Annotated in this window: 16 protein-coding genes and 1 pseudogene; 13 read left to right on the top strand and 4 right to left on the bottom strand. The window is 61.2% G+C overall.

Annotation, left to right across the window (positions count from 1 at the left end; all coding sequences use genetic code 11):
• The first annotated feature begins 25 nt into the window (after nucleotides 1-25).
• The 4 genes from AC1ECN_RS15835 (at nucleotide 26) to AC1ECN_RS15820 (ending at nucleotide 3717) form a co-directional block, all read left to right on the top strand.
• A complete protein-coding gene (locus tag AC1ECN_RS15835; protein ID WP_477953491.1) occupies nucleotides 26-649 on the top strand; it encodes an NUDIX hydrolase in 624 nt (207 codons plus the stop codon).
• 25 nt (nucleotides 650-674) lie between these two features.
• On the top strand, nucleotides 675-1100 hold the full coding sequence (locus AC1ECN_RS15830) for a pyridoxamine 5'-phosphate oxidase family protein (RefSeq protein WP_130672797.1): 426 nt from the start codon (nucleotides 675-677) through the stop codon (nucleotides 1098-1100).
• Nucleotides 1101-1411: 311 nt separating this feature from the next.
• On the top strand, nucleotides 1412-2932 hold the full coding sequence (locus AC1ECN_RS15825) for an FAD-dependent monooxygenase (RefSeq protein WP_130672796.1): 1521 nt from the start codon (nucleotides 1412-1414) through the stop codon (nucleotides 2930-2932).
• Nucleotides 2933-3135: 203 nt separating this feature from the next.
• Nucleotides 3136-3717: a dienelactone hydrolase family protein gene (locus AC1ECN_RS15820; protein ID WP_130672795.1), complete on the top strand. Its 582-nt coding sequence runs from the start codon at nucleotides 3136-3138 to the stop codon at nucleotides 3715-3717.
• A 96-nt stretch (nucleotides 3718-3813) separates the two neighbouring features.
• Here the strand turns inward: AC1ECN_RS15820 and AC1ECN_RS15815 are convergent, their stop codons facing one another.
• Together AC1ECN_RS15815 and AC1ECN_RS15810 are read right to left on the bottom strand one after the other, a co-directional pair.
• Nucleotides 3814-4188, bottom strand: a complete 375-nt coding sequence (locus tag AC1ECN_RS15815) for a VOC family protein (protein ID WP_130672794.1) — start codon at nucleotides 4186-4188, stop codon at nucleotides 3814-3816.
• An 8-nt stretch (nucleotides 4189-4196) separates the two neighbouring features.
• Nucleotides 4197-4373: a hypothetical protein gene (locus AC1ECN_RS15810; RefSeq protein ID WP_204347794.1), complete on the bottom strand. Its 177-nt coding sequence runs from the start codon at nucleotides 4371-4373 to the stop codon at nucleotides 4197-4199.
• A 266-nt stretch (nucleotides 4374-4639) separates the two neighbouring features.
• On the opposite strand from AC1ECN_RS15810, the gene AC1ECN_RS15805 reads away from it, so the two are divergent.
• Nucleotides 4640-5620, top strand: a complete 981-nt coding sequence (locus tag AC1ECN_RS15805) for an SDR family oxidoreductase (protein ID WP_130672793.1) — start codon at nucleotides 4640-4642, stop codon at nucleotides 5618-5620.
• A gap of 266 nt (nucleotides 5621-5886) precedes the next feature.
• Nucleotides 5887-6938 (top strand): annotated as a pseudogene (locus AC1ECN_RS15800) (helix-turn-helix domain-containing protein).
• Between the two features lie 30 nt (nucleotides 6939-6968).
• Here AC1ECN_RS15800 and AC1ECN_RS15795 read toward each other — a convergent pair.
• Nucleotides 6969-7637: a DUF4260 domain-containing protein gene (locus AC1ECN_RS15795; RefSeq protein ID WP_245484725.1), complete on the bottom strand. Its 669-nt coding sequence runs from the start codon at nucleotides 7635-7637 to the stop codon at nucleotides 6969-6971.
• A gap of 292 nt (nucleotides 7638-7929) precedes the next feature.
• On the opposite strand from AC1ECN_RS15795, the gene AC1ECN_RS15790 reads away from it, so the two are divergent.
• From AC1ECN_RS15790 to AC1ECN_RS15760, 7 genes are all read left to right on the top strand, one after another.
• Nucleotides 7930-9069 (top strand): efflux RND transporter periplasmic adaptor subunit, encoded by a 1140-nt coding sequence (locus tag AC1ECN_RS15790; RefSeq protein ID WP_477953489.1) that lies wholly within the window; start codon nucleotides 7930-7932, stop codon nucleotides 9067-9069.
• A complete protein-coding gene (locus tag AC1ECN_RS15785; protein ID WP_130672791.1) occupies nucleotides 9066-9770 on the top strand; it encodes an ABC transporter ATP-binding protein in 705 nt (234 codons plus the stop codon). The genes AC1ECN_RS15790 and AC1ECN_RS15785 overlap by 4 nt, the downstream gene beginning before the upstream one ends.
• Complete coding sequence (locus AC1ECN_RS15780; RefSeq protein ID WP_130672790.1) at nucleotides 9767-10906, top strand: ABC transporter permease; 1140 nt, start codon at nucleotides 9767-9769, stop codon at nucleotides 10904-10906. The genes AC1ECN_RS15785 and AC1ECN_RS15780 overlap by 4 nt, the downstream gene beginning before the upstream one ends.
• 4 nt (nucleotides 10907-10910) lie before the next feature.
• Nucleotides 10911-12131, top strand: coding sequence for an ABC transporter permease (locus AC1ECN_RS15775; protein WP_130672789.1), 1221 nt, complete (start codon nucleotides 10911-10913; stop codon nucleotides 12129-12131).
• A 138-nt stretch (nucleotides 12132-12269) separates the two neighbouring features.
• Nucleotides 12270-13241: a DMT family transporter gene (locus tag AC1ECN_RS15770; protein ID WP_130672788.1), complete on the top strand. Its 972-nt coding sequence runs from the start codon at nucleotides 12270-12272 to the stop codon at nucleotides 13239-13241.
• A 527-nt stretch (nucleotides 13242-13768) separates the two neighbouring features.
• Nucleotides 13769-15259 (top strand): right-handed parallel beta-helix repeat-containing protein, encoded by a 1491-nt coding sequence (locus AC1ECN_RS15765; RefSeq protein ID WP_130672787.1) that lies wholly within the window; start codon nucleotides 13769-13771, stop codon nucleotides 15257-15259.
• A 467-nt stretch (nucleotides 15260-15726) separates the two neighbouring features.
• Nucleotides 15727-17220, top strand: a complete 1494-nt coding sequence (locus tag AC1ECN_RS15760) for a right-handed parallel beta-helix repeat-containing protein (protein WP_477953485.1) — start codon at nucleotides 15727-15729, stop codon at nucleotides 17218-17220.
• A 66-nt stretch (nucleotides 17221-17286) separates the two neighbouring features.
• Here the strand turns inward: AC1ECN_RS15760 and AC1ECN_RS15755 are convergent, their stop codons facing one another.
• Nucleotides 17287-17568, bottom strand: coding sequence for a hypothetical protein (locus tag AC1ECN_RS15755; RefSeq protein ID WP_024322441.1), 282 nt, complete (start codon nucleotides 17566-17568; stop codon nucleotides 17287-17289).
• Nucleotide 17569 lies beyond the last annotated feature (1 nt).

Here is a 17569-nt window from a genome sequence, read left to right as displayed (position 1 = left end):
TGGACCGTTTGATGGAGATCAAGCAATGGAAAGTTTATGGCTATCTCGCGCAAAACGTCTCCAAGCGATCGCTTCAACCGGGCTCTACTTTTGCAAGGACGAATTCGATCGTGAACGATACCAAGAGGTAGCGGACATCGCCCACGCGATGCTAGCCGATCTTGCCAATGTGCCGATCACACGCATCCCTGGTCTCGTATCTGATTTTGCCAAAGGCTATGCCACGCCGAAGATCGATGTTCGCGGAGCGTTGATCGAAGGAGGTAAAGTCCTTCTGGTGCGGGAAAAGAGCGACGGCCGATGGACCTTGCCCGGTGGGTTTGCGGATATTGGACGATCAGCGTCGGAAAATGTCGTCACCGAAATACATGAAGAAGCCGGCCTTCAGGTTTCGGCCACCCACTTGTACAGCGTGYGACATAAGGCGAAGGCCGCATATGACCCGGACGCAAGAGATTTCTATAAACTGTTCTTCCTCTGCGAGCGGTCGGGAGAGATGACGATGAAAGCGGGCATCGAAACATCGGAAGTCGGTTTCTTCGCACCTGCCGATCTCCCCGATCTGTCGCAAGGGCGCGTCCTGGAAAGCGATATTCGTTCCGCTTTTGCATTCCAAAATGGTGCCCAACGGTTTGCCACGTTCGATTAGCCGCGTCACCTCGGGGATTTCAGCCATKGACAACGCTCAAGGCAAGAAAGTGATCTTGGCATTCTTGCGCCGGCACACCCTGGCGGTGATCGCGACATCGCATGCGGACGGCAAGCCTGAAGCTGCGGTCATTGACTTTTCGGTGCGTGACAACCTCGAAATCGTGTTCGATACCTTCGAACAGACGCGCAAGTTCGAAAACCTGTCGGATAGAGGCAGCGTCGCACTTGTCGTCGGCTGGGACAAGAACATCACGGTGCAATATGAGGGCGATGCCATGAAGGTTTCCGCCTCCGAAGTGCAGGAATACCAGAAAGCGCATCTTGAAAGCGTTCCAGTCGAGGGAGAGTTTGTCGAGAAGGGCGCCGTGTTGTTTAAGGTCGTTCCTCGGTGGATACGATATTCCGATTTCACCAAAGACCCTGTCGAACGTTTAGAGCTCCGCTTTTAGGTTGCCACGCGAGCGTGCACTGAAGCTCCATCTGTTAACCCCAGCCCCAGAAGGGCCTTCCCAGGTTAAACCTTCAGAAGAGAATATCTTCTGTTGCCGATCCATCGCTCCGCGGCTATGTTACCCCCGTCGGAAAAGGCATGACTTGGTGTGGTTGGCCCAAGTCCTTTCGGAAACGAAAGCTCTGTTCCTTGCCTCGTGCATGAGTTCTCCACGACGAACACGGACGCTGCTCAAGCGTCCCACTGTTCGTCCGTGTGGTTCTCGAAACGACGAACTGCTCCGGTCGAACGACCATAAAGGAGTAGTTCATGCCCGATTTTCCCATGATTCATGATGTTGTGATTGCTGGTGCCGGCCCTGTCGGTCTGTTTCTCGCCTGCGAACTGCAGCTGGCCGGCCTCTCGGTGCTGGTGCTGGAGCAGGCCGAGGACCCGCATTCGCCGTTGAAACGGCTGCCGTTCGGCATGCGCGGCCTTTCCGCGCCGACCATCGAAGCCTTCTACCGTCGCGGGTTGCTGGATGACATCACAGCGCCGCAACGCGAAAAAGATCAATCGATTTCAGCGCATTGGATGCAACAGTCACGCCGCCCGGGCGGCCATTTCGCCGGCATTCAGTTCTTCCACGACACCATCGACACCTCGAAATGGCCCTATCGTCTGCCAGGTCCGGCCGGCACCAGCATGGCGGTCGAGATGGAGTACCTTGAATCCATCCTGGCCGCGCGCGCAAGCGCGATGGGTGTGGAGATCCGGCGCGGGCTCCGCGTCGACGGTTTCGACCAGTCGGATGAAGGGGTGACCGTTCGCGCCGGTGGCGACAGCTTTCGCGGACAATGGCTCATCGGCTGTGACGGCGGGCGCAGCATCGTGCGCAGGGCAGGCGGCTTTGAATTCGCAGGCACCGATCCCGAGTTCACCGGCTATTCCGTTCAACTCGAGATGGCCGATCCGGAGAAACTCGTTCCGGGCCGCCACTACACGCCGACGGGGATGTATACCTACCAAAAGCCCGGCATGATCGCGATGGTCGATTTCGACGGCGGCGCGTTCCACCGGACGCAGGCGATAACGCTCGCGCATGTGCAGTCGGTGCTGCGGCATGTTTCAGGCACCGATGTCACCCTGACGGGACTTGAGCTTGCCACCACCTGGACCGATCGCGCCTATCAGGCGACGGCTTACCGCAAGGGCAGGGTGCTGCTTGCGGGCGACGCCGCGCACATCCATTCCCCCTTGGGCGGCCAGGGCCTGAACCTCGGGCTTGGCGACGCGATGAATCTTGGATGGAAGCTTGCGGCGACGATCCGCGGCGATGCGCCGGACGGTCTGCTCGATAGCTATATCTGCGAACGGCATCCGGTGGGAGCTGAGATTCTCGACTGGTCGCGCGCCCAGGTCGCGCTGATGCGGCCAAGCCGGAGTTCGCGCGCGCTCGAAGCCATCATCCGCGATCTGATTGACACGCGCGACGGCGCGACATACTTCGCCGAGCGCGTCTGGGGTGTGTCTCTCCGCTACGATCTCGGCGGCAGTCACCCGCTGGTCGGCCGCAGCGCTCCCGATTTCGAGCTGGCCGACGGCACGAAGCTCGGCGATCATCTCAGGGAGGGCAAGGGCCTGCTTTTGGACTTTGACGCCGGCGCACCGCTGCAAGCACTGGCAGGCCGCTGGAATGGGATCACCTATGTCGCAGGCGATGCGAGGGATCGGATAGGGCTGAGCGCGCTGCTCGTGCGCCCCGACGGCTTCGTGGCGTGGGCTGGTGAGGCTGTGCCTGACGATGAGGAAGCCGCGCAGGCTGCATCGCGGTGGTTCGGCAAAGCCTGAAACTATGAATGGAGCAATCGATGTACAGGTCTCGGAAAGGTTCTTCAGCTTATCAGTCCGGTAGAGCGTCACGGAGGTTTCCCGCCTATCGGTTTTCGGCGGGTTTGCAGACGTTGCTTCGGCAACGTATCCGCACTCTTCCCGGCAAGGCGGCGACGCTGTAGAGTGGCGATGCGCCCGACCGTCCCACCCGGAGGCTCCTTATGGCTGAGATCCTGTTGTTCCATCACGCACAGGGGCTGACCCCGGGTGTGCGCTCGTTTGCCGACGATATCAGGGCAGCCGGTCACATCGTGCACACGCCTGATCTGTTTGACGGGCGCACATTCCCAAGTATCGAAGCGGGGATCGCCTATATCGGCGAGATCGGATTCGACGCCATGCGGGAGCGCGGCGTGCGCCTCGCCGACGAATTGCCGCCCACGCTCATCTATGCCGGGTTCTCCTTCGGTGTGCTGCCGGCGCAGAAGCTGGCGCAGACACGGCCCGGCTCCCGCGGGGCTCTGCTCTTCTACTCCTGCCTGCCGATCAGCGGCGAGTGGGCCTTCGGACCCTGGCCGGACGGCGTCGCGGTGCAGATTCACGGCATGGACAACGACCCGATTTTCGTCGGCGAGGGCGATATCGATGCGGCCCGCGAGATCGCGGAGACGGTCGAGGACGCGGAGCTTTTCCTGTACCCAGGCGATCAGCATTACTTCGCCGACAGCTCGCTGCCGTCCTATGACGCGGATGCGACTGCGCTGCTCACCCTCCGCGTGATCGAGTTCCTGAATCGCGTCTGATCCAGACATTCCGCGGGAGATCCGGTTTGGCTCTGATATAGCCGTCTTGAGATGGGTGCCGTTCATCCGGCAGCGCGGCTTTCGGCCCGGATCGGATTATTCGGACGTCACGCAGAAATTGTTGCCTTCGGGATCATTCAAGACCGTGTAGCCATCCGCTTCCCGGACGAAGGTCGCTCCGAGGGATAAAAGCCGTTCTACCTCCCTGGCCCGATCGGGGGCGGCAATATCGAGATGAAGTCGGTTGCGGGCGGGACGTTCCCCCTGGCGAAGGTGAAAGCAAAGGCGGGTTCCGGGACCTTCGACCATCACTGTCGGGTCAGTCTCGGGTGTCAATCCGAGAGCGGCAAGGCGGGCCAGTTCTTCGTCGTCATATGGCATCATGTCGTAGCCATCGAGCGCCTCCGCCCAGAACCGGGCGACACGCGAGGGAATGTCGCAATCAATGACGATTTCTTTCAGCCTTGCCATGGAACCCTTCAAGAATTGTTGGGCCGGCGACGGCAAACGCGTTCAACGAGAGCGCCACCGATGGCCGGCAGCAATGCGAAAAGCATGAGCTGCGGTGTCTCCGTCAGCGCCAACAGGCCAGATATGAGGAAGGCGACCAATAATCCTGCCAGCACCCCGGCTGCATAGGGTAGATAATCCTTCAAGAAAGCCTCCATCTTGTGCTGATCTCAAACAGAAGGGGCATTATTGGCTTGAGATAGAGATCTTTGCGGTATCGGCAATGGCTGGTTGCGGCCGAACCTCACGTCGTCCGATTGGTTTATGCGGAATGCCACCACGTTGGTTTACGGGGCAGGTCGACCCAAACGACGTGAGCCGGTGCACGTGTTTTGCAGGAGACGACCGATTTCTTTCGCGCTATGAAGGCTGACCGCATATCCCCGCTACATCCGACACCGAGGTCCTTCACATGGCTTTGAAAATCCTTTTCGTTGGCGGTACCGGCCAGATTTCATATCCATGCGTCGAGCGCGCCGTGGTTCAGGGCCACGATGTCAACGTCTATAACCGCGGTTTGAGAGGCGACCCATTGCCTGCGGGGGTTACTTCGATCGTCGGCGATCTCGCGGCGCCCGCCTATGCAGACTTGGCCGAGGCCAAGTACGACGTCGTGTGTCAGTTCATTGCCTTTACACCCGATCAGATCGCGCGTGACATCGATGTGTTTTCCGGGCACTGCGGCCAATACATCTTCATCTCTTCGGCCTCGGCTTATGAAAAGCCGCCGCGCCACTACGTGATTACCGAGCAGACACCGGCGATCAACCCCTACTGGCGCTATAGCCAGGACAAGATTGCCTGCGAGACGCTGCTCAAGAACTCCGAGAATCTCGCCTGGACCATCGTCCGTCCCAGTCACACTGTTCGCACCGGCCTGCCGATCATGATGGGCGACAGCGATGTCATGGCGAGACGCATGCTGGATGGCGAGCCCACCATCGTGGCGGGCGATGGCCACACGCCCTGGACACTGACCCGCTCGGTTGATTTCGCGGTGCCGTTTGTCGGGCTTTTCGGCAAGCCGGCGGCGTTGAACGAGATTTTCCACATCACCTCCGACCGCGCTCATATCTGGAATGATATTCAAAAGACGATCGCCAGATTGTTAGGCGTCGAGGCCAGGATCGTCCACGTACCGACGGACACCTTGATCAAGTACAATCCGGAATGGGTTGGTCCGTTGCTCGGCGACAAGGCATGGTCGGCGATCTTTGACAATTCAAAAGTCAAAAGCGTGGTGGGCGAGTTCACCTGCGCCGAGAGCCTTGATGAAATTCTGGCGGAGCCGATCATGCATCTCAAGCAGCGCCTGGCCAAGAACCGCCCGCCAAGGGACGATCTTGATGCTTTGGTCGATCGGATTTGCGCTGCGCAAAGCGCTCTCGGCTAGGCCGGTCCTCGTAGAGCAACTTTCCGAAAGACACGGCGCAGACGGTCGTGCCCGCGCTGATCACCCGGACTTGCGATGTCGCCGATCTCGACAGCCTGTCGGGTTGGCTGGAAAACAACCATACCCACCTGAACGGCGGGTTGAGACTTGTGGCCRGCGACCCGAAGGGCCGGGCGAGGGTATCACGGTATGCAGTTCACAAAAAATCCCAGCCTAAAACACGTCCTAAAACATGATGAAGGTCGCGCCGGCGGAGGATCTCGGCAATGATGGCCATCTGTTTGCCACTCCGATCCTGCAGGCCATGCTGTTCATTCCGCTTCCCTTCGTCGTTGCTCTTCTGCTGCTCATCCTCTTCGTCACCGTTCTCAGGCGCGACGAGGAGGCGCAGCCCAACCGGTCGTTTCTGGCACTGATCCTGCTTGCCGTGCTGCAATCCGTCCTCTCCGGCCTGCGTTGGGGCTACGGGGTGCAGGCGGTGAGCGTGATCGCGCCGGTCACCGCGGCGATGGTGCCGCCGCTTGCCTATGCCGGGGTTTCCAGTCTGGTGAAGACGAGCCGGCGGTCGCTCGCGGCGCGGATTACGCTGCATGCCGTGCCCGCCGCCGTCATCCTCTTGTTGATGGTGGTCTGGCGGGATGTGATCGATCTCGCGCTGGTGCTTGTTTTCGTCGGTTATGCCCTGGCGATCCTGCTTCTGATGCGGCCGGGCGCGGATGCGCTTCGGCTTGCGCCCTTCGAGGGAGCGGTGCCGGCCTATCGGGCAATCATCTTCGCGGCGGCGGCGCTATGCCTGTCGGCCTCGGTCGATATCTTCGTGTTTCTCGACTTCACTTGGGCGCATGGCGAGCATGCGCTGACGCTGATCAGCCTGAGCAACCTCGCCGTCCTCGTCATCCTCGGCATCGCGGCAGCCGCCGCCAGCCGAAGCCGGGCGCCCGCCGAGACGGCGGAGGCGGCGCTGAAGCCCGAAACGACGGAGGATAAGGAGACGATCGCCATGGTCGATGCATTGATGGACGCGAGGAAACTCTATCGCGACGCCAATCTCAATCTCGACCGGCTGGCCCGCAAGGCCGGCATTCCCGCCCGCCAGATCTCCACGGCGATCAACCGGGCGATGGACAAGAACGTCTCGCAATATGTCAATGACTACAGGATCGGCGAGGCCTGCCGGCTGCTTGCAGTGACCCAGAAATCGGTGACCGAGGTGATGTTCGAGGTCGGCTTCCAGACCAAATCCAACTTTAACCGCGAGTTTCGCCGCGTGACGGATATGACGCCGGTTGCCTGGCGGGAGAAGAAGGCAGAGCGGTGAGGAGCAGGCCCGACGGGGCTTTGGTCCTCGTCAGGTTCGCTTGCCTATAACGCCCAGATGGGTGTGGCTGAAGGCGGATGCGTATTTCAATCCATAACCCAGGCTTCGGTCAAAGCCGGCATGAGCCGCCAGAATGAGGGCGACCTGCCAGAGCAGGTCGATGCCCAGCAGCCAGCTCGCGCCGGCGAGCAGTATGGCCGAGATGTAGCTGTGAACCATATTGTAGACGATCGCTCCCAGCCGGGCATTGAGAGCATAGGCCGCGAAGCTGAGATCCGGCGTGAAGAACAGAATGGCATAGAGCCAGGGGTTGCCGCCGGAGACGAAATAGGCCGTTGTCGCGGCCGCCATGATCGCGAAAGCCTCGAGCCGCAGCACCTCACGGACGCCGCCGGTCACTGATCCTGCGGAAGGAGAAATGATGTTCGCTGCCTGGTTCATCGGTCCTGTTCCTTCATGACAATTGTCGCCGCGCTGCTGGCGACCTGATGCGGGATTTCCTAGCATGAACATTGCGGGCGCCAAATTCGCGATCGATGAATAAGCGCCATACATATTTGTATCTTTGGCTCGTAGGTACTGACGTTTTCGAATGCCAAAATCCCATTCGTCTGGATGGTCATTGCCGTACAATTCCGCAATTATGAACGACGTGCCGTGCCGGCCCTGCGCCGGGGATGGATGAGAGGTCGCTGCCACACATATCTTCTCCGGCGGGGAGAAGAGCTGGCAGGCGAATGAAGGGGTGAGCAGTGGAACTGCGAATGCTCGGAGCGTAAGCGAAGGGCAATGAAGGGCTTGCCGTGTGGCTCGCTCATCCGACCCTCGGGCCACCGACGGGGAGGCTCGACCCGTCCCACGGACTCCCGGAGAAGAAGCGAGCAAGCCTCAGCCTCCGACAATTGCCGCCATCACGTACACAATCGCGATCGAGGACTGTCAGAAACGCGTTCGAGGTCGCGGTTTTGCTGCCGTTGGTCATTCTGGCGGCATGAACACGACAGCAGAACATGATCGAGACCTTGCCGCCAAGCTGAGATCACTTTCGATCGAGCCTGCGCCCTTCAAGACAGAGCCGCCGGAGCCCAGTGTCCGGCGGCGTGTGATCCCCGGAGCAATGCTGGCCCTTGCCGCGACGGCATCGCTGGCGGTGGTTCTTTTCTATCGGCCCGATACGCTGGAGCGCATCGAGACTGTGCTTGCGGGTTTCATAGGCAAGGACGGCGCCGCAATATCCGTCGATGGAACCGACGTGTCCGCCGCCGATCCGATCCGGGCTCTGCCTTCCAATAATCCAGCGGACAGGGCATTGCCGCCCCGGGAAGTCACCGGCTCCGGCTACGTCGTGGCACCCGAAATAGCGACCGTCTTCTCCAAATATGAGGGCCGGATCGTTGCCGTCGAAGTCGATGCGGGCGACAGGGTCGTAGCGGGCCAGGTGCTGGTGCGGCTCGATGATGCCRGCGCCCGCTTTGCGCTTCAAGGTGCCGAGATCGCCCGGCAATCGGCGGAGCTGGCGCTGACGGCGAAGACTATTGAATTGGCGCAGGCGCGGTCTTCCCTCACGCGCACAGAGCGGCTGGCCGGGCGCGATGCGATGTCGGCGCAGACGCTGGAGGAGGCGAAGACGGCGTTCGACACTGCCGAAAATACCGCCCTGCAGGCACGGCAGGACGTGGCCAAGGCCGATCTCGATATCGACAGGGCGCGCGAGCAGGTGGAGGCGCTGACCGTCCGGGCGCCAATATCAGGCACCGTTACGCGGCTTACCGCGCATGCCGGCGACACCGTACTGTCGCGCGAGGACAGCGTGCGGGAGAATGAAAGCCTGCTTGCGATTGCCGACATGGCAAAGATGGTCATCGATGCCGATGTGGCCGAGGCGAATATCGCGTTGATGCGGCCAGGCTTGCGTGGCGAGGCGGTGCTCGACGGCTTTCCCGACCGGCCCTTTGCGGTCGAAGTATCGAAGATCGCGCCGATGATTTCGCGGGAGAAGGGGACGGTGACGCTTCGCCTGTCACTTTCCTCACCGCCGTCAGACATGCGCCCCGCCATGGCCGCGCGCATCCGCCTTGTGGTGGGTGAGGCCGGGGATAGCACAGACAATCAGCAAGGAGTAGAGCGATGACCGACACTCAAGAACCCTATATCGCGCTTCGCGGCGTCAGGAAGGCATTCAAGATCGGCGCGGAGACGATTCCGATCTTTTCCGGACTCGACCTTTCCATAGGACGCGGCGATTTCGTCGCCGTCATGGGCCCGTCAGGCTCGGGGAAATCGACACTGCTCAACATGCTCGGCGGCATCGACAGCCCCGACGGAGGTGAGATCAGGATCGGCCGCAGCCATATCGAGCAGATGGGGGAAGGCGCCAGAGCCGCCTGGCGGGCACACAGCATGGGCATTATCTTCCAGTTCTACAATCTGCTGCCGATGCTGAATGCGGGCGAGAATATCGAGCTGCCGCTGCTGTTGAAGCCGCTCAAGCGGAAGGAGCGGCGGGCGCGCGTCGAGACCGTCATGGATCTGGTCGGGCTCTCCGGGCGGCAGCGGCAGTTTCCATCCAGCATGTCCGGCGGGCAGCAGCAGCGCGTCGGCATTGCACGCGCAATCGTCAGCGATCCGGATCTCTTGCTCTGCGACGAACCGACCGGCGATCTCGACCGGAGGTCTGCAAACGATATCCTGGAGATGCTCGGCTTTCTTAATCAAGAACTGCGGAAGACCATCATTATGGTGACGCATGATCCCGAGGCGGCTTCCTTTGCCCGGCGCACGCTGCATCTCAACAAGGGCGAATTCGTCGAGCAGGAAAGGTTGGCCCAATGACCTTCTTCCAGCTGATGCGCCGCAATGCCTGGCGCAAGCCGCTCAGGGCCACGCTTCTGATGTTCTCGGTCGGTGTCGCCTTCCTGATCTATGGGCTGACGGCGAGCTTCCTCAGCGGCTCGCAAGGGGCAGCCGGGGCGAGCGATACGCTGCTCGGCGTCTTCAACAGATCGGGGCGGGCGCAGCCGCTGCCGCTTGCCTATCTCAATAGGATCGCCGCCGATAGCGATGTCGCCGCCGTCGCCTACATGACGCGCATGCGGGGCTTCGTCGATGTCGAGAAGAATGTCGTGATGACGAGCGCGGTCGATCCACGATTGATCGCCGCGGCCAATGGCGACGAGCTCGGGCTGACGCCGCAGCTGATATCAGTGCTGGAAGAGGGCCGTGACCGGGTGCTGATCGGTCGGGCGCTGGCGGAGGCGCAGGGCTGGTCGGTCGGCCAGCACATCGGGGTCACCAGCCACCTGACAAGGGAAGACGGTAGCCGCAACTGGAGTTTTGAGATCGCCGGCATCTTCGAAGGGGCCGACGCCAGCACCGACACCTATTTCATGATCGCCCGCTATGATGCCGTCAATGCGGCGCGCGCCCGCGGCAAGGATACAGTCGATGGCTTCGTGGTGCGACCGCGACCGGGCGTTTCATCCGGCGTGCTGGCGGCAAGGATCGACGCGCTGTTTGCCAATTCGGCGGCACCGACGCGCACTCAATCGGAAAAGCAGTTCCTCGAGGCTTTCCTGCGGCAGTTCGCTGATATCGGGCTAATCGTCAGCCTCGTCGTCGGCGTGGCCTTCGTGACCATCCTGATGATCGCGGTCAACACCATGCTCTTTGCGGTGAGGGAACGCAGCTTCGAAATCGGCGTCATGAAGGTGCTCGGCTTTTCCAGCGAGCGCATCATGGCACTGATCCTCGGCGAGACGCTGTTCATCTTCGCCGCCGGCGGCGCGGGCGGGCTTGTGCTAGCCAAGCTCGCGACGGTCTTGACTGGGCCGGAATTCGGCCTCGCCTTCACCTCGTCCGTGCTGCTGAAATCCGTCGCCATCATCGCCGGCCTCGGGCTCGCGACCGGGCTGCTGCCTGCCGCCAATGCCATGCGCCTGCCCATCGTCAACGCCTTCAGATCGAGATAGTCCAATGTCATCAGCGCTCAAGCAGATCTTTCTCATGATCAGAGTCAATCTCGGCAGCCTGCCGCGGCGGGTGTGGATCTCGCTGTCGATGGTGTTGTCGGTGGCCCTGGTGGTGGCGGTGCTTGCGGGTTTTCTCGCCATGGCCAGGGGCTTCGAGGCGGCGCTTCAAGGCACGGGTTCGCCTGGCATCGCCGTCATTCTCGGCGGCGGCACCAACCAGGAGACCGGCTCGGATGTGCCGGCGGAGGCAATCCGCAGCCTGACCGCCACGACCGGTGAGATCGGCGTGGCGCGGAATGCCGCGGGCGGCTTGGCGCCCGCGGGCGAACTGGCGCTGTCGCGCGAGATCGTCGTTCCCGTCGATGTCGTCAGGGCCAGCGACGGCGTTGAGCAGACGCTGTCGCTGCGGGGCATGGATCTGGCCGGCCCCGGCTTGCGCGACCGCGCCACGCTCTCCCAAGGGCGGCTGTTTTCGCCATGTGCGCGCGAAATCGTCGTCGGCGGCCGCATCGCCGATGAATCCTCCGGCTTCGCCGTCGGCGACAAAGTACGGCTCGGCGCGATGGACTGGACGGTGACAGGGCATTTCACGTCAGGCGGCAGCGCCTTCGAATCCGAGATCTGGGCGGATCTGGAGGCGGTGCAATCCGCCTTCGACCGGCAGGGACAGGTGCAGAGCCTGCACGTGCGGCTTGAAGGCGCAAGCGGACTGGCGGCGCTGCGCGAGCATCTTTCGGCCCTTCCCGGCGCACCTCTCACCGCCGTCTCCGAGGCCGAGCTCTATGCGGCGCAATCCGAGCGCACCAGCAGCCTCATCCACCTGTTCGGCTGGCCGCTGGCGCTGCTGATGGCGGTCGGCGCCACCGCTGGCGCTTTGAATACTATGATGAGCTCGGTCTCCGACCGCACCGTCGAAATCTCAACGCTGCGCCTGCTTGGCTTCGGCCGCCTGCCGGCCTTTGCTGCGACCTGGGTCGAGGCCGTGGCTCTCTCGATATCAGGCGCCGCCCTCGGCATCCTCGCCTCCCGGCTCGCCTTCAACGGCTGGCAGGCCAGCACGATGGGCGCCAACAATTCCAAGATGGCCTTCCAACTCGACGTCACCACCGATGTCGCGCTCACCGCCGGGCTGCTGGGGCTTGCAATCGGCATCATCGGCGGGGCGTTGCCCGCGCTGGCGGCGACACGGCTGCCGTTGACTTCGGCTTTGCGGGCGAGGGGATAGAGGCTGGTTGTCTAAACCTTCCGGGSGGGTCACATCATCGCGGCGACCGTCCTGATCGGCCCGAAGGAGACATCCGCTACAGTCGGAGCGCCGCCGCCTCATCTGTGCAGCCCACGGAAACTGTGGCATAACTGAGCCATGGCAATGAATGTCTTGGCGGTCCATCGCGACACGGTCGGGACGGAACAGGCGGCAGGCAATTCGCTTGCCGCCGCCTATTCCGTGGGTGTTCTCTGCTGGCTGCTGTCGGCAGGCGTCTATATCGCCGCGAAATGGGTTTCTTCGGAGATGCCGCCCTGGGCGCTCTGTTTCTGGCGCGTGCTGATCGCCTTCGCGATCCTGATGCCGATCGTGCGCCGGCATTTCGGCGACATGGTCGCGCTGGTGCGGGCTCGCGCCCTCGAACTGCTTGCGATTGGCGGTGTGGGACTGGCGATCTGCCAGGGCATGATTTTCGTCGGTCTCGAACATGCCGATGCCACCACTGCCGGCATCATCATCGCCCTGATCCCGATCATCACCATGATCCTTGCCCGTTTGATGCTAGCCGAGCCGATGGGACGCTGGCAGGTGATCGGATCGATCTTGGCCTTTCTCGGGATCGTGGTCATCATCATCAAGGGCAGTCCGGCCGCGCTGATGCGGCTCGACTTCAACCCGGGTGAACTGTGGATCGTCGCTGGCGCGTTCTGTTTCAGCCTCTATACCGTCCTGCTCCGCCGCGCGAAATTCGATATGAATCGCCTTGCGCTCCTGGTGCTGCTGCTCGGCGCGGCGGTGCTGACGGCGCTGCCCTTCTACCTGTTCGAGCTATTCTCAGACGAGCGCTCGACGCTCAACGGCAGCGGGCTCATCGCGCTCGCCTATGTCGCGATCCCCGGCGGGGCGGTCATGTACTACCTCTTCAATCGTAGTATCGAGGCCCTGGGAGCGGCTCGGGCCGGTGTCCTCCTCTACACTCAGACCATCTTCATCGCCGTGCTCGCCTATCTGATCCTCGGCGAGCAGTTGCAACGCTATCACCTCGAAGGCGCGGCACTCATCATCGCCGGCTTGCTTCTCATCATCCTGCTGAAGCCGAAAATCAAGGCCGAAGCGGCTACTGCATAATTCCTTAAATCGGAATCGATTTAAGGATAAAATTATGCAGCAATTCAAAGTGCTACAGCGTCCTTTGCGCGTCTGAAAAGACGCGCGGCGCTGTAGGGCCTGAGGTCTCCCCATCGCTGCGACATGGTTGCCGCTGACCTCGGCTTTCAGGGCGAGGGGGTAGGGTTTCACCTTGGAGTGCGCCTTTCGCTTACGCTCAAGGCGTTCGTCGCTAGCGCTCCTCACGCCTTGAGCGCAAGCGAAGGCAAGAATCACATGGCGTACAGACCGAAGGCGACGTGCGCCTCGCGCAAACACGCCGCGATTTATTCACCTCGAAGTCGCCGATTTCTCGGCCCAAGTTGTAACTTTCGTCACACCAGGCAATTGCCTGTGGAATGAGGCTCGCGAACCCGCCCGCTGCCCCATTGACAACATCTTATCGCCTTCTTGCCGTGGCCGGTTGCCCCCCGCCGCATCCGATCGGCCGATTCTGGGCGATCCCGGCGGCGACATTAGCGATCCGACGAATAGGGCAACATGGCGATATGACAATCTACTATGTGAACTCAGCAACTGGCTCCGACCGCAACGGTGGAACGGGCCAGAACTCGGCTTTTGCGACTTTGTCCAAAGTGGAATCCTTGAAACTGAAACCCGGCGACAGCGTGCTTCTTGCCAAGGGGAGCGTGTTCAACGAGCAGTTCGATATCAAATATTCCGGCAGCGAGAGTGCGCCGATCAAGATCGGCAGTTACGGGACGGGGGCTGCGCCCGTCATCCACAGCAGCGGCGACGGCATCCACAGTCTCTATGCCTCGAACATCGTCATCGAGAACCTGAAGATATCGAATACAGCAGGTGCGGGCATCTATGGCGGCAGTGTCACGAACTGGACGGTCCGCGACGTCGAGATCGCCAAGACGGGATTGTCGGAAAACGCAGGCGCCGTCACCTTCCGGAGCAGCAAGAACGTCACGATCGAAGACAGCAAGATATCGGACGTCAGAGGCGACGGCTTCTGGATCGAAAAGGTCACCGGCATCAAGCTTCTCAACAATACCGTCACCAACGCCCATGGCGCGACGGCCGATGCCGTGCAGATGAACGACAGCAGCAACATTCTGATCCGCGGCAATCATCTCGACCAGACACATGCCGATAGTCCGAAGGGCGTCATCGCCCTCGTCAGGCCGGTGAATGCCGTGGTCGAGGACAATACGCTCACCGGCGGCAGCTTTGGCATCAGCGCGCAGGCCGGCAAGAATGTTGCCATCCGCGACAACGACATATCGGGTTTTCACGGCTACAGCTGGTCCTTTGCCGTCGGTCTCGGCGACACGGGCGATACGAGAGACTACGATATCGCGGGCAACCACATCCATGACGGCGCCTGGGGCGTGGTCATCTCCGCTGCCGGCAGCCCGAGCTACGACCGCACGAATATCAAGGTCCACGACAATGTCTTCGACGACCTCTCACAGGCGGCGTTGAAGGTCGACAGGCCGGCATCCGGCTCCTTTTCCAACAATACCATCGAGAGCGGCGTCACGGCCACCAGCATATCGCCTTCCATCGTCGACGCCCACACCTTCTCCGTCAGCAACAACCATACGGTTGCCAATGTCGAGACGGCGCTGGCGAGCCCGGTTGCCAAGACTGCCGCAGCAACGGAGGCGGCGGCGGATCCGGCAGTTGTCGCTGTCCATGACAATTTGAAGATCCTCAGCGATACGGGTGCTGCCCATCATGGCAATCTTCTCGAAAACGACAGCTCGGACAATGACACCCTGGTGCTTCGCCGCTTCGGGGATGAAACTGTCGGCAAGCACGGCCTTACGCTGACCGGGGAATACGGTGACATCCACGTGGACAGAGAAGGCAACTATGCCTACACGCTCGATGAAACGAAGCTCCCCACCGACCATAGCGGACACGTGAGCGAGTCCTTCAGTTACGGGGTCAACGATGGAACCTCGCATCATAGCGACGGGGATACGCTGACCGTCTTGATCCACCTGGATGGCTTGCTGAGCTGAGGTGAGGGTGCCGGGAGCGGCGCTACGCCGGGGGAGGCGTGACTCCCCCGGGGAGGCGTCGCTTCCACTCCCCGGGGAAGCGTTGCTCTTGCCACCAAATGGCTCCGCGGCGCCCCTCATCCGGCTGCCCGCCGGGTGAGGGTAAGGGGCTGCAATACGGCCTCAACCTTTCCGGCTTGCGACTGACCTGAAACAGGACATCTACACCTCCTGCGACCATACGTCGCCGAGGGGACGATTACCGTTCATTCACCTTTCGGTCGCTTTTTAGTAGATTGTTTTCGTATAAGTTGTCATCTCCAGGATATCGCCTCCGCCAGGCGTTCTCGAGACCAAGGCAGGCCCACAGGGTCTGCCGACCGTCGTGAAGGCAATATCGAAGGCCACGGCCTTTAGCCCCGACCGCATCCGATCCACGCGTCGCAGCCGATTCAGACGGCTGCGCGGCAATTCGAGAACAAGGCGATATGACAATCTATTATGTGAATCCAGCGACAGGCTCCAATGGCAACAGCGGAACGAGCGAGGCCACGCCGTTTTCGTCGTTCTGGGCGGTGGAAAACTTGAAGCTGCAGCCGGGCGACAGCGTGCTGCTCGCCGCCGGAAGCGTGTTCAACGACCAGCTCGACCTGAAATATTCCGGCACAGTGAGTGCCCCGATCACCATCGGCAGCTACGGTGTCGGCGATGCGCCAGTCATCCATAGCCCCGGCGACGGTATTCACAGCCTTTATGCATCGAACATCGTCATCGAGAATATCAAGATATCGGATACCGGCGGCGCGGCCATCTATGGCGGCTATGTTTCGAACTGGACCGTGCGTAATGTCGAGGTCGATCATACCGGCTTGGCAGGCAAAGCCGGTTCGATCACCTTCCGGACCGGCTCGAACATCACCATCGAAAACAGCACGATCAACGACGTGAACGGCGACGGCGTCTGGATCGAAAAAGTCAACGGCGTCAATTTTCTCAACAACACCGTCACCAACGCCCACGGCACTGCGGCAGAYGCCGTYCAGWTGAACGACAGCAGCAATATCCTGATCAGCGGCAACTACCTCGACCAGACGGGCGCAGCTACGCCGAAGGGGGTCATCGCGCTCGTTCGGCCCGTAAATGCCCTGGTCGAGGATAACGCGATTGTCGGTGGCGGCTTCGGGATCGGCGCACAAGCCGGCACCAACGTCGCCATCCACGACAACGATATTTCAGGTTATGGCGGCTACAGCTGGTCCTATGCCATCGGTCTCGGAGACACGGGCGACACGCGGGACTACGATATATCGGGCAATTACATCCATGACGGCGTATGGGGCGTGGCGATCAGTGCCGCCGGCACGACCAGTTACGTTCGCGAAGATATCAATATCTACGGCAATGTTTTCGATGACCTGTCCTCAGCGGCGCTGAAGGTCGACAGGCCGGCATCCGGCTCCTTCCACGACAATGTCATCGCCAGCGATGTCACGCCCTACAGCATCTCCCCCGCCATCATCGCCGCGAACACCTTTCCCGTCAGCAACAACACGACGCTCGACGAGGCCCAGGCGACGATGCTTGCGAGCAGCGATAGTCTCGCGGTCGGCGATGTGACGCACACGGACACGGCGCCTGCGCTTGTCGCAACCCATGACAGCCTGAAAATCGCCTCCGATCTGGACGCCGCCCATTATGGCAATCTCCTCGAAAACGACAGCTCGGCCAACGGAACCGTGCTGCTTCGCCGCTTCGAGGGCGAATTCGTCGACAAGGACGGCGTGACGCTGACCGGCAAATACGGCACCATCCATGTCGACAGTGACGGCGATTACACCTATACGGCCGATGCGGCGAAGCTCGCCGGGCTCAGCGGAGACGTGAGCGACACCTTCCACTACAAGATCTCCGATGGGACTTCGCTGCATTTCGACACGGATACTTTGAGCGTCTCCATCCATGTGAATGACTTGCTGAGCTGATAGGGATGCCGGCAGCAATTGGCGTTGCATCATCGCGGCGGCAGTCCGCCCAGCACTTGCGAAGTCTCATTGATCGCCGAGCAGGATCCTGATGACGTCGACTTCGATTTCCGCGCAGATGATCTCGTATTCGGTGATGATTGCGGAATCGGCCGATCTATCCCGGCGCATGCGATCGAGGACGGCGCAGGCTTCGCCGTAGGCGCCGCATAATTCGTAAAAATGGGGCTGGCTCGCCGCGGCTGTTCTGATCGTCGCCCGCGTCGCAGGCAGCCTCATCATCAGCCTGGCCAGCCCCTGTTCCGCGGCTTGCCGGGTGATATGGGCTACGCCTTCTTTCCTGACCATG

It is taken from the genome of Rhizobium sp. 01N447_2, assembly GCF_056399245.1.
Note: the sequence above shows the minus strand (reverse complement) of the source record. Positions and strands in the feature narration are given on the sequence as shown.

Coding starts and splice junctions, on each gene's coding strand:
- AC1ECN_RS15825 (WP_130672796.1), top strand. CDS start 1,412: ATGCCCGATTTTCCCATGATTCATGATGTTGTGATTGCTGGTGCCGGC.
- AC1ECN_RS15820 (WP_130672795.1), top strand. CDS start 3,136: ATGGCTGAGATCCTGTTGTTCCATCACGCACAGGGGCTGACCCCGGGT.
- AC1ECN_RS15815 (WP_130672794.1), bottom strand. CDS start 4,188: ATGGCAAGGCTGAAAGAAATCGTCATTGATTGCGACATTCCCTCGCGT.
- AC1ECN_RS15805 (WP_130672793.1), top strand. CDS start 4,640: ATGGCTTTGAAAATCCTTTTCGTTGGCGGTACCGGCCAGATTTCATAT.
- AC1ECN_RS15785 (WP_130672791.1), top strand. CDS start 9,066: ATGACCGACACTCAAGAACCCTATATCGCGCTTCGCGGCGTCAGGAAG.
- AC1ECN_RS15780 (WP_130672790.1), top strand. CDS start 9,767: ATGACCTTCTTCCAGCTGATGCGCCGCAATGCCTGGCGCAAGCCGCTC.
- AC1ECN_RS15775 (WP_130672789.1), top strand. CDS start 10,911: ATGTCATCAGCGCTCAAGCAGATCTTTCTCATGATCAGAGTCAATCTC.
- AC1ECN_RS15770 (WP_130672788.1), top strand. CDS start 12,270: ATGGCAATGAATGTCTTGGCGGTCCATCGCGACACGGTCGGGACGGAA.
- AC1ECN_RS15765 (WP_130672787.1), top strand. CDS start 13,769: ATGACAATCTACTATGTGAACTCAGCAACTGGCTCCGACCGCAACGGT.
- AC1ECN_RS15755 (WP_024322441.1), bottom strand. CDS start 17,568: ATGGTCAGGAAAGAAGGCGTAGCCCATATCACCCGGCAAGCCGCGGAA.